At 74.3% G+C, this 12,476-nt stretch carries 10 protein-coding genes; 4 read left to right on the top strand and 6 right to left on the bottom strand.

Features of this window, described 5'->3' with window-relative positions; all coding sequences use genetic code 11:
- Positions 1-26: 26 nt before the first annotated feature.
- Positions 27-2,105 carry a serine/threonine-protein kinase gene (locus CCZ36_RS19525; RefSeq protein ID WP_128818237.1) on the top strand — a complete coding sequence of 693 codons (2,079 nt, stop codon included), beginning with the start codon at positions 27-29 and terminating at the stop codon, positions 2,103-2,105.
- Positions 2,106-2,135: 30 nt separating this feature from the next.
- Here the strand turns inward: CCZ36_RS19525 and CCZ36_RS19530 are convergent, their stop codons facing one another.
- The 5 genes from CCZ36_RS19530 to CCZ36_RS19550 all read right to left on the bottom strand — a co-directional run bounded on the left by CCZ36_RS19530 (position 2,136) and on the right by CCZ36_RS19550 (position 6,515).
- Positions 2,136-2,540, bottom strand: coding sequence for a GntR family transcriptional regulator (locus tag CCZ36_RS19530; protein WP_079149421.1), 405 nt, complete (start codon positions 2,538-2,540; stop codon positions 2,136-2,138).
- Between the two features lie 45 nt (positions 2,541-2,585).
- Positions 2,586-3,581 carry an ABC transporter permease gene (locus CCZ36_RS19535; RefSeq protein WP_069735460.1) on the bottom strand — a complete coding sequence of 332 codons (996 nt, stop codon included), beginning with the start codon at positions 3,579-3,581 and terminating at the stop codon, positions 2,586-2,588.
- On the bottom strand, positions 3,578-4,522 hold the full coding sequence (locus CCZ36_RS19540; protein WP_069740891.1) for an ABC transporter ATP-binding protein: 945 nt from the start codon (positions 4,520-4,522) through the stop codon (positions 3,578-3,580). The genes CCZ36_RS19535 and CCZ36_RS19540 overlap by 4 nt, the downstream gene beginning before the upstream one ends.
- Before the next feature lie 131 nt (positions 4,523-4,653).
- Entirely contained in the window at positions 4,654-5,298 is a 645-nt protein-coding gene (locus CCZ36_RS19545; RefSeq protein WP_069735458.1) for a response regulator transcription factor, read from the bottom strand.
- A complete protein-coding gene (locus tag CCZ36_RS19550; protein WP_128818238.1) occupies positions 5,298-6,515 on the bottom strand; it encodes a sensor histidine kinase in 1,218 nt (405 codons plus the stop codon). The genes CCZ36_RS19545 and CCZ36_RS19550 overlap by 1 nt, the downstream gene beginning before the upstream one ends.
- Positions 6,516-6,732: 217 nt before the next feature.
- Here CCZ36_RS19550 and CCZ36_RS19555 point away from each other — a divergent pair, with 217 nt between their 5' ends.
- From CCZ36_RS19555 to otsB, 3 genes are read left to right on the top strand one after another with little or no spacing between them, the layout of a single operon-like run.
- Positions 6,733-7,515, top strand: coding sequence for an ABC transporter ATP-binding protein (locus CCZ36_RS19555; protein ID WP_069735612.1), 783 nt, complete (start codon positions 6,733-6,735; stop codon positions 7,513-7,515).
- Positions 7,509-10,052 (top strand): ABC transporter permease, encoded by a 2,544-nt coding sequence (locus CCZ36_RS19560; RefSeq protein WP_128818239.1) that lies wholly within the window; start codon positions 7,509-7,511, stop codon positions 10,050-10,052. The genes CCZ36_RS19555 and CCZ36_RS19560 overlap by 7 nt, the downstream gene beginning before the upstream one ends.
- 59 nt (positions 10,053-10,111) lie before the next feature.
- Positions 10,112-10,963 carry a trehalose-phosphatase gene (gene otsB, locus CCZ36_RS19565; RefSeq protein WP_069740894.1) on the top strand — a complete coding sequence of 284 codons (852 nt, stop codon included), beginning with the start codon at positions 10,112-10,114 and terminating at the stop codon, positions 10,961-10,963.
- A gap of 51 nt (positions 10,964-11,014) precedes the next feature.
- Here otsB and CCZ36_RS19570 read toward each other — a convergent pair whose 3' ends face one another.
- Complete coding sequence (locus CCZ36_RS19570; protein WP_069740895.1) at positions 11,015-12,406, bottom strand: alpha,alpha-trehalose-phosphate synthase (UDP-forming); 1,392 nt, start codon at positions 12,404-12,406, stop codon at positions 11,015-11,017.
- Positions 12,407-12,476 lie beyond the last annotated feature (70 nt).

Here is a 12,476-nt window from a genome sequence, read left to right on the forward strand (position 1 = left end):
CAAGGCCATCGGGGGATCGGGTCGGCATGGGCGAGGGCGCGGACAAGGGCAGCCGGGGGTACACGGCGATGGAGGGCATACGGCCGCTCGCGGCCGGTGATCCGGTGCGGATCGGGCCCTATCCGCTGCTGGGCCGGCTCGGTGCGGGCGGGATGGGCCGGGTGTACCTGGCCCGTTCGGCGGGCGGGCGCACCGTCGCCGTGAAGGTGGTGCACGAGGAGCACATCACGAACGGGGAGTTCCGGGCCCGCTTCCGCCGGGAGATCGAGGCGGCCCGCCGCGTCGGCGGGCGGTACACCGCTCCCGTACTCGACGCCGACGCCGACGCCGACCGCCCGTGGGTGGCCACCGGTTACGTCCCCGGCCCCTCCCTCGAACAGGCCGTGCGGGAACACGGGCCGCTGCCCGCCGCATCGGTCCACGCCCTGGCCGACGGGCTGTTGCGGGCGCTGCGCGGCATTCACGCCGCCGGGATCGTCCACCGGGACCTGAAGCCGTCCAACGTCCTGCTCACCGTCGACGGCCCCCGTGTCATCGACTTCGGTATCGCCCGCGCGCTCCAGGTCTCCGTGGAGTCCCTGCTGACCAGCACGGGCATGGTCATCGGCTCGCCCGGGTTCATGGCGCCCGAACAGATCCTCGGCGAGGAGACCGGGGCGGGGGCGGACGTCTTCTCCCTCGGCTGTGTCCTGATGTACGCGGCCACGGGGCAGCTGCCGTTCGGCGCCGGTGCGAGCAACCAGCACGCGGTGATGTTCCGGATCGTCCAGTCCCCGCCGGACCTCGACGCGGTGGAGGACGCCTCCCTGCGCGAGCTCATCGAACGCTGCCTGACCAAGAGCGCCGCCGAACGCCCGGGCGTGGACGTGCTGTTGGAGGAGCTGGAGCCCGACCGGTCCCCGGACGCGCTCCGTGGCGCGTGGCTGCCGCCGGTGCTCCTGGCCCGCCTGGCGCAGCAGTCCGCGCTGCTGCTCGACGCGGATGTGCCGGAGCGTGCGGATGTGCCGGAGCCTGCGGACGTACCAGAAGTCTCGGATGCCCCCGAGGCTCGTGACCCCGGCACGGTCGATCTGCGGCCGGCACCGGTGACGGGCAGCGAGGCGGGCAGCCCGTCACCGGACCCGGACCCGGACCCGGACCCGGACTCGGCCGCAGCCCTCCCGCCGGTCCCGTCCCCCGCCCTCGCGCCCGAACCGGCTCGTGCCGCCTCGCCTGTCGTTCCGGATGCCTCGGGTGCCGGTGGTGATGCCGGTGCCGGTGACCGGCACCGGCGTCGGAGTCGGCGGCGTGCCTGGGTTGTCGCCGCTGCCGTCGTTGCCGTGCTGGCCGCCGGGGGCACCACCGCCTTCCTCAACCGCGACCCCGGCGGCACCGATGCCCGGGGCGGAGACGCCGTCGCGCCGCCCGCCGACGGCGACGGCCCCTCCGGCGACCCGGCCGCTCCCGCCGGGAAGGGCGAGGGCGAGGGCGAGGGCGGCGAGGACGGCCCGAAGGGCAGCGGGAAGGGCAAGGGAGACGGGAAGAAGGAAGAAGGCTCGGAAGAGGGGCCGGGCGGAGAAGAAGGCGGTGGCGACTCCGGCGGCGGGCAGGGCGCCGGCGACGGTTCCGCTTCCGGCGGGGGATCGTCCGGGGCCGAGGGGAGCGGCGCTCCCGACGGAGGGGGTACGCAGGACGGCTCCGGCTCGTCGGGTTCATCGGGTTCGTCCGGGTCGGGCGGCTCCGGTGGTGCCGCGCAACCGCCCGCCCCGGATCCCGCCCCCGACGGCCGGGTGCCGCAGCACTTCGTCGGGACCTGGTCCATCGCGTCCCCGTACGACGTCCTTCAGCCGCACACCGTGGTCATCCGGCGGGTGTCGCCCGGGCAGTCGGCCGTGACCCTCATCGCCGACGTACAGGGTTCGGGGCACTGCGAGTACACGGCGAAGCTCAGCTCCGTGGCGGACGGCGGGAACCGGATCAACGTGGGCACCGCCGTGGTGGACAAGGCCCGTTCCGGCGGGATGTGCCGCGATACCGATGCCTCGTTCTTCACCGTCGCCGGGTCCGGCATCCTGCACGACGTGGGGCCCGCCCACGGCAGCGGCTACCGCTACAACCGCGCCTGAGCGGGCCTGTCGGTCAGGTGACCCGATCGGTCAGTCCGGCGCCTCGCCCGGGTACGCGCTCTCGAACGCCGCGTGGAACAGGGCCGTGACGTCCTGGCCGGTGAGGCCCTCGGCGCGGGCCTGGGCCAGCCAGTCGGTGAGGGCGGTGCGCAGCGGGGAGCCGGGGCCGGTCCGGGGCTGGGCGAGGGTGCGGGTGATGAACGTGCCCGCTCCCTGGCGTACCTCGGCCAGTCCCATGCGCTCCAGCTCGCGGTAGGCCTTGAGGGTCGTGTTGGGGTTGACCTTCGTGGTCGCGGCGACCTGGGCCGCGGTGGGCAGCCGGTCGCCCTCCTCCAGCGCACCCATGCGCAGCGCCTGCTCGACCTGCCGGACGATCTGGAGGTAGGTCGCCACTCCACCGCGGCGGTCGATGCGGAACACGACCACGGACTTCACCTTCCGCTCGATTGCCGACACTTTACGTAGGGGAGGGACGCGTGGTCACAGGGGGCGGCGCGAGGTCCACCAGAGGGTGAACGCCGTGAGCAGGATCGTTCCCGCGAGCAGGATGCCCGCCGCGGTCCACTGCATCGTCGCCATCTGTCCGTAGTCGAGGTACTCGATCACGTCGTTGACGATGCCGTGCTCCTTGATGCACGCGTTCTGCGCCTCGTCGGTCGCCTCGGCACAGGTGCCCCAGCCGTACAGCGTGCCGTCCGCGCTGCCGACCCAGCGGTCCAGCTCGTACACGTCGTGGAAGCGGGCCGGGAGTTCGGTGTCCTTCGGGTACGTGAACATCTGCGGCGACCCGAGCCGTACGCGGATCTCGTCCCAGACGAACACGGTGGTGACCGAGGTGAAGAGGAACGTGCCCACCATGGCCGGGAGCATCCGGCGGACCAGGGCGCCGATGGTGACGCCGGCGGCGGTGAGGAAGAGAAGGAAGGCGGGGAGGACGGGGCCGGTGTTGTCGAAGATGACGCCGTCGATCCACTCGCTGAGGAAGAGGGAGCGGTGCGGCTTCCACCACCAGGTGAACAGCGCCGAGAGCACCAGGCCGGAGATCAGCGCGAGGCCGTAGGCCAGGCCCAGCTTGGCGATCAGCCACTGGCGGCGGGTCACGGACTGGGTGGTGACGAGCTGTGCGGTGCCGCTCTCCTGGTCGCCCGCGATCAGCGGGGCGCCGACGAAGACGGCGAGGATCAGCGGCAGGCCGTTGATGATGTTGGTGATGTACTCGTAGCCGCGGTTGTTCTCCATCGGCCGGCCGGGGTCCTTCTCCGGCCAGCCCTTGGCGTCGAGCAGTTGCACCAGCTCGTGGCGCTCGTACGCGATCCAGAGGGCGGTGAGCACCGTGAGGCCGAGGACGCAGGCCAGCGCGACCCGGTGCTGGCGGACGACGAGCCAGGGGAGACCGCGCAACAGACGGCGTCCGGAGTCGAGTTCGGAGGGCTTCCCGGGCTCTCCGGGCTTCTCGGTGAGGGTGGTGGTGCTCATGCTGCCTGGGTCCCTTCGGCGTCGACGCGGGCGCCCTGGGTGAAGAGCGGGGGCGCGTCGGGGGAGCGGAGATGGGCGAGGAGGACTTCCTCCAGCGAGGGTTCGGCCCTCTCCCAGTCGGCCGGGAGCGGGCCTCCGGGACGGATCATCGCCTGGAACTGCCGCCCCTGGACGCGGGATTCGACGACGGTGTGGCCGGCCAGCTCGGGCGGCAGCGAGCCGTCCCGGGACACCCCGGTGACCAGGGTGTGCGCCGGTACGAGCGCGTCGGCGTCACCGGCCATGCGGATACGGCCCTCGGAGACGACCAGCAGGTAGTCGCACATGTCCTCCAGCTCGGTCAGCATGTGCGAGGACATCACCACCGTGGTGCCGCGCTCGACGGCCTCCGCCATCAGCAGGGTGCTCATCTCGTCCCGGGCCAGCGGGTCGAGGTCCGACATCGGCTCGTCCAGGAGCAGCAGGTCGGGCCGTTTGCCGAAGGCGAGCGCGAAGGCCACCCGGGTGCGCTGGCCGCCGGAGAGCGTGCCCACCTTCGCGTCCCCCGGGACGTTGCCCGCGCGGACGATCCGCTCCGCCGCGGCCGCGTCCCAGCCGGGGTTCAGCTCGGCGCCCATGCGCAGCGTCTCGGCCACGGTGAACCGCTTGAACAGCGGCTTGTCCTGGCCGAGGAACGCGACCTGGGGCAGCACGGCGGGGTCGTCGACCGGTACGCCGAAGACGCGCAGGTCGCCGGTGGTCGGCTGCACCTGGCGGGTCGCCAGCCCGAGCAGGGTGCTCTTGCCGGCTCCGTTCGGGCCGACCAGACCGCAGATGCGGCCGGCCGGAATCCGGAAGGAGCAGTCACGCAGCGCCCAGCCGCGCCGGTAGCGCTTGCCCAGGCCGCGGGCCTCCAGCGCCCAGTTGCCGGACGTCGCGTTCGGGGTGCTCGTGTCTGCCACGCGCCTCACCTCGGTTCCGTGATCCGTGATTCCATGAATCAATTAATGGAATCATGGAGTCGTGAGGGAATGACTGTCAAGCTCGGCAGCTCGGGGAGCGAGTGGGTGGGGTGTGCGGGGGAGGGCGAGGGTCAGCCGCGCAGGAAGGCCAGGACCGCCAGCACCCGTCGGTTGGTGGCGTCCGAGACATCGAGGTCGAGCTTGGAGAGGATCGAGCCGAAGTGCTTGCTGACCGTGCCCTCGCCGACGTGCAGGGCCTCGGCGACGGACGCGTTGGACCGGCCTTCCGCCATCAGGGCGAGCACCTCCAGCTCACGGGCGGTGAGCCGGGCCAGCGGATCGCGGCGGTGCCGGATCAACTGCCGTACGACCTCGGGGTCCACCACCGTGCCGCCCTCGGCCACCCGGCGCAGCGCGTCGGCGAACTCCTCGACGTGGCCGATGCGTTCCTTCAGCAGATAGCCCACCCCCGTACCGTCCGAGGTGGACAGCAGGTCCTCGGCGTAGGCGCGCTGGACGTACTGGCTGAGCACCAGGACCGGGAGTCCCGGCAGCTTTCCGCGCAGTGCGACGGCGGCCCGCAGGCCCTCGTCCGTGAAGCCGGGCGGCATCCGGACGTCGGTCACCACGATGTCCGGGCGGTGTGCCAGGGTGGCGGCGTCGAGTTCCTCGGCCGTGCCCACGGCGGCCAGGACCCGGTGCCCGAAGCGTTCCAGCAGACCGACCAGGCCCTCGCGCAGGAGCACACTGTCCTCGGCCAGTACGACGCGCAGCATCAGGTCCTCGAATCCGCGGGCGGGCAGGGGACCTCCAGCCGGAACACCGTCGGCCCTCCGGGCGGACTGGACACTAGCAGGGCCCCGCCCAGCACCGAGAGGCGATCGGCCACACCCTGGAGCCCGGTCCCGCCGGCCGTGTCCGTGTGCGTCCCAGGGACCGAGACCGCCCCGCCGCGCCCGTTGTCCTCGACCGCCACCGTCAGCCGCCCGTGCGCGGCTTCGCCGGTCACCGTCACCCGGGTCGCCCCGCTGTGCTTCGCCACGTTCGTCAGCGCCTCGCTCACCGCGAAGTAGACGGCGGTCTCGACGGCTTCGAGCAGCCGGCCCGGTACGGCCAGACGCACGTCGACCGGGACCGTCGAGCGGTCCGCCAGGTCCTCGACGGCGGCCACCAGGCCCCGGTCGGTGAGGACCTGGGGGTGGATCCCGTGGATCAGCTCCCGGATCTCCACCAGCGCGGCCGACGCCTCCTCGTGCGCCCGCCGCAACAGCCCGTTCAGGGGCTCGGCCGGCTTCTCCAGCCGGGCGAGGCCCAGCGTCATGGAGAGCGCCACCAGCCGCTGCTGCGCGCCGTCGTGCAGATCGCGCTCGATGCGGCGGCGTTCCGCCTCGAACGCGTCCACCAGCCGCATCCGCGACCGGTCCAGCTCCTCGATCCGGGAGTCGAGCGCGCCCTCCGGCGGGGAGAGCAGGGCCCGCGTCAGGACGGCGCGGCCCCGGGCGACGATCCCCAGCGGCCAGGTCAGCAGCGGCAGCAGCACCACCCCCGCGACCAGCACCGCGAACGCCTCCGGCCAGGAATCCGCCAGCCAGAGTTTCAGGACCCGCGCCTCCCCGTCCCCGCCCGCCGCCATCATCACCGGCGTCCCGATCAGCCCGCCGCACACCAGGAGAACCGTGCCGACCGCCAGCGCCTCCAACGGCCACAGCACGCACGCGAAGAGCAGCGCGTACGCCAACTCCCGCCAGGTGCACCGCTCCTGGAGCCGGGTCCGCAGCCAGGACGCCAAACCCGGCGCGGGCGGCTCGCGGTGCGGGTCGGCGAGCGGCACCGGGTCGATCAGCCGGAGCCTTCGCCGCTCCAGCGCGGCCAGCGGGATGCCGGAGAGGACGAGCGTCAGCAGCAGCGGCACCCCGATGACGACCACGGCCAGCGCGCTGCCCGCACCGGCCAGGAGGAGCAGCGCGAGGAGCGTCACGGCGCCGAGGGGCACGCTGGTCAGCAGGTAGAGCGCGGCCCGCAGGCGGGTGGGCGTGGACCCCGGTGATGACGGGGGCGATGGGCTGGGGTGAGCATGCCCGGCACGTTACGAGACGGTTCTCGCGGGCGGCCACCCTGCTTCCTGCCCCCTCGTGGTGGAGCTGGCTCCACCACGAGGACTCCGCCTGGCTGCGATGTGCGGGGCGAGCGCCGCCGGTTGAGTGGACGCCATGAATCCAGCAGCGACTACCGACCCGCCCGCGGCGCTTCGGCTCCGGTCCGTGACCCGCTCCTACGGTGGCGGCGGCCGGGGCGGCGGCGTGGTGAACGCGCTCGACGATGTCAGCCTGACCATCCGCCGCGGCACGTTCACCGCCGTCATGGGCCCCTCCGGCTCCGGCAAGTCGACACTCCTGCACTGTGCGGCGGGCCTGGACCGGCCGACCGGCGGCCGGGTGCTGCTCGGCGACACCGATCTGACCGGGTTGAGCGAGGCCCGGCTGACCCGGTTGCGCCGGGAGCGGATCGGCTTCGTCTTCCAGGCGTTCAACCTGCTGCCCTCCCTGACCGCCGCACAGAACGTGGCCCTGCCGCTGAGGCTCTCCGGGCGCCGGCCGCGCCGGGCGGAGGTGCTCGACGCGCTGGACCGGGTCGGGCTGCGGGACCGGGCCCGTCACCGGCCCGGCGAGCTCTCCGGCGGCCAGCAGCAGCGGGTGGCGGTCGCCCGTGCCCTGGCGACCCGGCCCGATGTGCTCTTCGGCGACGAGCCGACCGGCGCCCTGGACTCCACCGCCGGGCGCGCGGTGCTCGGCCTCCTGCGGGCGATGGCCGACGACGGGCGCACCGTGGTCATGGTGACCCACGACCCGGTCGCCGCCTCCTTCGCCGACCGCGTCCTCTTCCTCGCCGACGGGCGGATCAGGGACGAGCTGGACGCGCCCTCGGCGGAGCGGGTCGCCGCGCGGATGACGGCGCTCCCCGCTCCGGAGCTCCGGGCGGTGGTCCCGTGCTGATGCTCGCGCTGCGCGGGGTCCGGCTGCGCTGGGTCACCTTCGCCGGGTCGTTCGTCGCCCTGGCCCTGGGCGTGGGGCTCATCGCCGCCACCGGGCTCGCCCTCGCCGCGACGTTCGACGCCCCGGAGCGAGGCCCCGAACGGTTCGCCGCCGCTCCCGTCGTCGTCCGGGCCGACGGCCTTCTCCGGGTCGACACCCCGACCGGGACCCGGACCGCTCCTCTCGACCGGCCCGGCCCGGTCCCGCCGGGTCTCGCCGCTCGGCTGGCCGCCCTCGGGCGGACGGTGGAGGACCGTACGTTCCCGGCGGACGTCGTGGACCCTCGCGCCCGTGAGGCCGTGGACGCCCGGGTCGGGCACCCGTGGTCCGTCGCCGCTGCCGCCCCGTACCGCCTGACCACCGGTCGCGCTCCCGCGGCCCCGGGCGACGTCGTCGTCACCACCGGGTCCGGCGGCCCCCGGCTCCGCACCGGGGACCGCGTCCGGGTCCGCACCCCCGCCGGCGGCGAGACCCGGACCGTCGTCGGCACCGTGGCCGGCCGGGGCTTCGAGGACGCCGTCTTCTTCACCGACGACGAGGCCGCCCGGATCTCCCCGGCCATCGACGCCCTGGTCGTGCACGCCGACGCCGCCGCCGTACGCGAGGCGCTCGGACCGGACAGCGGCACGGACGTCCTCACCGGCCACGACCGCCGCCGCGCCGATCCCGACCCCGACCGCGACGGCCGGGCCCTGGTCTCCGTCAACGCGCTGCTCGGCACGGCCGCGGGCATCACCCTGTTCGTCTCCGCCGCCGTCGTGGCCTCGACGTTCTCCTACGCCGTGGCCCAAAGACGGCGGGAGTTCGGGCTGTTGCGCACCGCCGGTGCGACGCCCGGCCAGATCCGCCGTACGGTGCTCGCCGAATCGGTCCTGATCGGGGTGGCGGCCTCGGCGGCGGGCACCCTGTTCGGGGCCACGGGCGCGCCCCTGCTGGTCCGCCGGATGACGGAGGCGGGCCTCGCGCCGTCCTGGTTCGCCCTGGGGGACCCGTCCTGGCCGCTGCACGCCGCCTTCTGGGCCGGGGTGGCCGTCGCCACGGCGGCGGCCCTCGTCTCCTGTCACCGGGCCGGACGTACCGCCCCGACCGAGGCGCTGCGCGAGGCGGCCGTCGACAGCCGCGTGATGCCGGTGAGCCGCTGGGTGGCCGCCGTTCTCGTCCTGCTCCTCGGACTGGGCCTGCCCGCCCTGGCGTTGGCGACCGACCCCGGTGATCTGCTGGGCCGCAAGTCCTATGTCACCCGGCCCATGCTCCTCATCGTCGGCTGCGCCCTCCTCGCGCCCGTCCTGGTGCGCCCGGTCGGCCGGCTGCTGACCTGGCTGCCCGCGAGGCTGCCCGGCGCCACCGGCGTACTCGTCCGGGAGAACACCGCCGCCGGGGTGCGCAGGACCGCCGCCGTCGCCACGCCCGTCCTCATCACCGTCGCCCTCGCCGCCTCCCTGACGGGCACGGTCGCCACACTGGAGGAGGCCAGGGCCACCGAGGCGCGCACCGTCACGATCGCCGACTTCGTGGTGACGTCGGAACAGGACGGCCGGCCGCTCGCCACCGCCCTGCTGGAGCGGGTGCGGGACATCGACGGGGCCGTGGTCAGCGCCTCGCGGTCGACGGCCGTCACGGTCCTCGAAGAGGACACGGCCCTCGTCTCCTCCAAGGCCCGCGCGGTCGACCCCGCCCGGCTGGCAGACGTGGCGAAGCCGCCCGTGACGGCCGGCCGGCTCGCCGACCTCGACGACGGCTCGATCGTCGTCAACGAGGAGTGGCTGACCACCCGGGTCGGCGACCGGGTCACCGTCTGGCTCGGCGACGGGAGCGAGAGGTCGCTGCGGATCGCCGCCGTCCTGGCCACCGGCACCGGCGACAACGGCGTCTACGTCACCGCGCGCAATGCCGGGGGCGCGGAGACCGACCGGATCGACGTCAAGGTCGCTCCGGGCGGCGACCGGCGCGCCGTCGCCGCCGCGCTGAACACCGCCGCTGCCGACACCGGTACGCGGGTGGAGACCCCCGCGGAGCGGCCGGCCCCGACCGGTCCGGGGCCGGATGCCCGCCCCGCTGACGATCCGCCCGCGGCCGCCCCCGGCCCGGACGACCCCACGCGCACCGGCCTGCGCATGATCCTCGGCATCGCTCTGCTCGCCACCGGGACCGCCCTGGCCAACACCCTGGTGATGGCCACCTCCCACCGGGGGCGCGACCTCGCCGTGCTCCGACTCGCCGGGGCCACCGTCCCGCAGGTCCTGCGGCTCGTCGTGGCCGAGGCGGTGGCGGCGGTCGGGGTGGGCGCGGTGCTCGGGGGCCTGGTCGCCGCGGTGAACCTGCTGGTCGTGTGGGGCGCGCTGGCGCTGCTGGGCGTCACGACCGCCGTCGTGGTGCCCTGGGGAACGCTCGGCCTCGTCGTCGCGGCCGCCGCGCTCCTGGCCGCCGGCTCCGCCGTCCTGCCGGCCCTGTTCGCGCTGCGGCCCCGGCCGGTCGAGCTGGCGGGCTCCCCCGAGTAGGGGGCGTTCCGCCCGGGGCAGGGCTCGTGGTCGACCGGTCCAGGGCTTAGGCTCGCCCCATGGGCAGTCACCCGGAACGTCTTCCGAACCCGACCACCCCGGCCGGCCGCGAGGGGCTCGACGCCGTTCTGGCCCGGCCCGACCGCGCGGTCGTCGCCCTCGACTTCGACGGCACGCTCGCCGACATCGTCCCGGACCCCGAGCAGGCCCGCGCCCACCCCGGCACCGTCGCCGCGCTCGCCGCGCTCGCGCCGAAGGTCGCCGCGATCGCCGTGATCACCGGCCGCCCGGCGGGCGTCGCCGTGCGCTACGGCGGCTTCGCGGGCGTCCCCGGCCTGGAGCGCCTCGTCGTGCTCGGACATTACGGGGCCGAGCGCTGGGACGCCGTGACCGGCACGGTCCGCGCCCCCGCCCCGCATCCGGGCGTCACGGCGGTGCGCGCCGAACTCCCGGGCGTACTCCACGACGTCGGGGCCTGGAACGGCACCTGGATCGAGGAGAAGGGGCAGGCCCTCGCCGTCCACACCCGGCGGGCGCAGGACCCGCAGGCGGCCTTCGAGTCGCTGCGCGGGCCCCTCGGCGAGCTGGCCGCCAAGCACGGGCTGATCGTCGAACCGGGTCGGCTGGTGCTGGAGTTGCGCCCGCCCGGCATGGACAAGGGCGTCGCGCTCGCCGGGTTCGTCGCGGAGCTGGACGCGGAGTCCGTGATCTACGCGGGCGACGACCTCGGGGACCTCGCCGCGTTCGCCGCCGTGGAGAAGCTGCGCGGCGAGGGCCCGGACGGTGTCCCCGGCCTCCTGGTGTGCAGCGGCAGCGCCGAGGTGCCCGAACTGGCCGAGCGGGCCGACCTGTCGGTGCCGGGCCCCGCCGCGGTGGTGGACTTCCTGGCGGCCCTGGCGGACCGCCTGTAGACACGACCGGGCGGCGGCCCTGGCCGAGCGGCTGTGAAGCCGCGAGGGGTCTCACTCCTGCCGCAGCGCCTCCAGCTGGTCCAGGAACCACCGCTGCGGCGGGAGCGCGGTCGCCGCCTCCGCGAGCCGCTTCGTGCGGCCCGACCGCTCGTCGACGCTCATCGTCAGCGCTTCGTGCAGGGCCTCCGCCGTGCCCGTCACGTCGTACGGGTTCACCACGATCGCGTCCTCGCCCAGCTCCTCGTACGCCCCCGCCTCCCGCGACAGCACCAGGGCGCAGCCGTGGTCCGAGACGACCGGGACCTCCTTGGCGACCAGGTTCATACCGTCGCGGATCGGGTTGACCAGGGCCACGTCCGCCAGTCGGTACGCGGCCAGCGAGCGGGCGAAGTCGTCCTTGACGTGGAGCACGACCGGCGTCCAACCATCCGTGCCGTACGCCCCGTTGATCTCCGTGGCCAGTGACTGGACCGCCGCCGTGTAGTCCCGGTAGACGGAGAGGTCCTGGCGGGAGGGGTAGGCGAAGGCGATGTGGACGACGCGCTCGCGCCACTCGGGGCGGGTCTCCAGCAGCGTCCGGTACGCGTGCAGGCCGCGCACGATGTTCTTGGACAGCTCCGTGCGGTCCACCCGCACGATCGTCTTCCTGTTCTCGCCGACCTGCTCGCGCAGCGCCGCCATCCGCTCGTCCACGTCCGCCTCGTGGGAGCGGCGGCGCAGGAAGTCCGCGTCGGCCCCGAGGCCGTGCACCCCGATCCTGGTGCGGCCCGTGCCGCCGAGGATCTCCGTACAGCAGCCGATGAACGCGTCCGACCAGCGGCGGGTCAGGAACGCGGCCCGGTCCGCGCCGAGGATGCCGCGCAGCAGCTGCTCGGCGATGTCGTCGGGCAGCAGCCGGAAGTAGTCCACCGGGGCCCACGGGGTGTGCGAGAAGTGGCCGATCCTCAGGTCCGGGCGCAGCTCGCGGAGCATGCCGGGGACCAGGGCCAGGTGGTAGTCCTGGACCAGGACCGCCGCTTCCGGCCCGGCCTCCTCGGCGAGCGCCTGGGCGAAGGCCCGGTTGTACGCCTCGTACGCGGCCCACTGCCGCCGGAACTCCGTGTCGAAGACCGGCTCGACGGGTGTCTGGTACAGCAGGTGGTGGACGAACCACAGCACGGAGTTGGCGATGCCGTTGTACGCGTCGGCGTGCACCTCGGCGTCGATGTCCAGCATCCGCACGCCCGGCTCGCCGACCCCGCGGCGTACCGCCTCGCGGTCACCGTCACCCAGCGCGGCGCACACCCACAGCTTGTCGTCGACGGCGCTCAGCCCGGAGACGAGACCGCCGCCGCCGCGCTTGGAGTCCAGCGTCCCGTCCTCGTCGAGTGTGTACGTGATCGGGCCGCGGTTGGACGCGACGAGGACCTGGGCATGCGAGGAAGACGTGTGCTCGGAGACCATGTAGCGGAACCTAGCCCGTTCGGGAAGCCGTCAAACGCCTCGCAGGGGCACGCGTCCCGCTCGCGGGGGC

The organism is Streptomyces sp. S063 (genome assembly GCF_002832675.1).
In the GTDB taxonomy this organism is placed as follows: Bacteria; Actinomycetota; Actinomycetes; order Streptomycetales; family Streptomycetaceae; genus Streptomyces; species Streptomyces sindenensis.

Bases quoted from the DNA above. Each gene is read 5' to 3' on its own strand.
- CCZ36_RS19525 (WP_128818237.1), top strand. From the start codon at position 27: ATGGGCGAGGGCGCGGACAAGGGCAGCCGGGGGTACACGGCGATGGAG.
- CCZ36_RS19535 (WP_069735460.1), bottom strand. From the start codon at position 3,581: ATGAGCACCACCACCCTCACCGAGAAGCCCGGAGAGCCCGGGAAGCCC.
- CCZ36_RS19545 (WP_069735458.1), bottom strand. From the start codon at position 5,298: ATGCTGCGCGTCGTACTGGCCGAGGACAGTGTGCTCCTGCGCGAGGGC.
- CCZ36_RS19555 (WP_069735612.1), top strand. From the start codon at position 6,733: ATGAATCCAGCAGCGACTACCGACCCGCCCGCGGCGCTTCGGCTCCGG.
- otsB (WP_069740894.1), top strand. From the start codon at position 10,112: ATGGGCAGTCACCCGGAACGTCTTCCGAACCCGACCACCCCGGCCGGC.
- CCZ36_RS19570 (WP_069740895.1), bottom strand. From the start codon at position 12,406: ATGGTCTCCGAGCACACGTCTTCCTCGCATGCCCAGGTCCTCGTCGCG.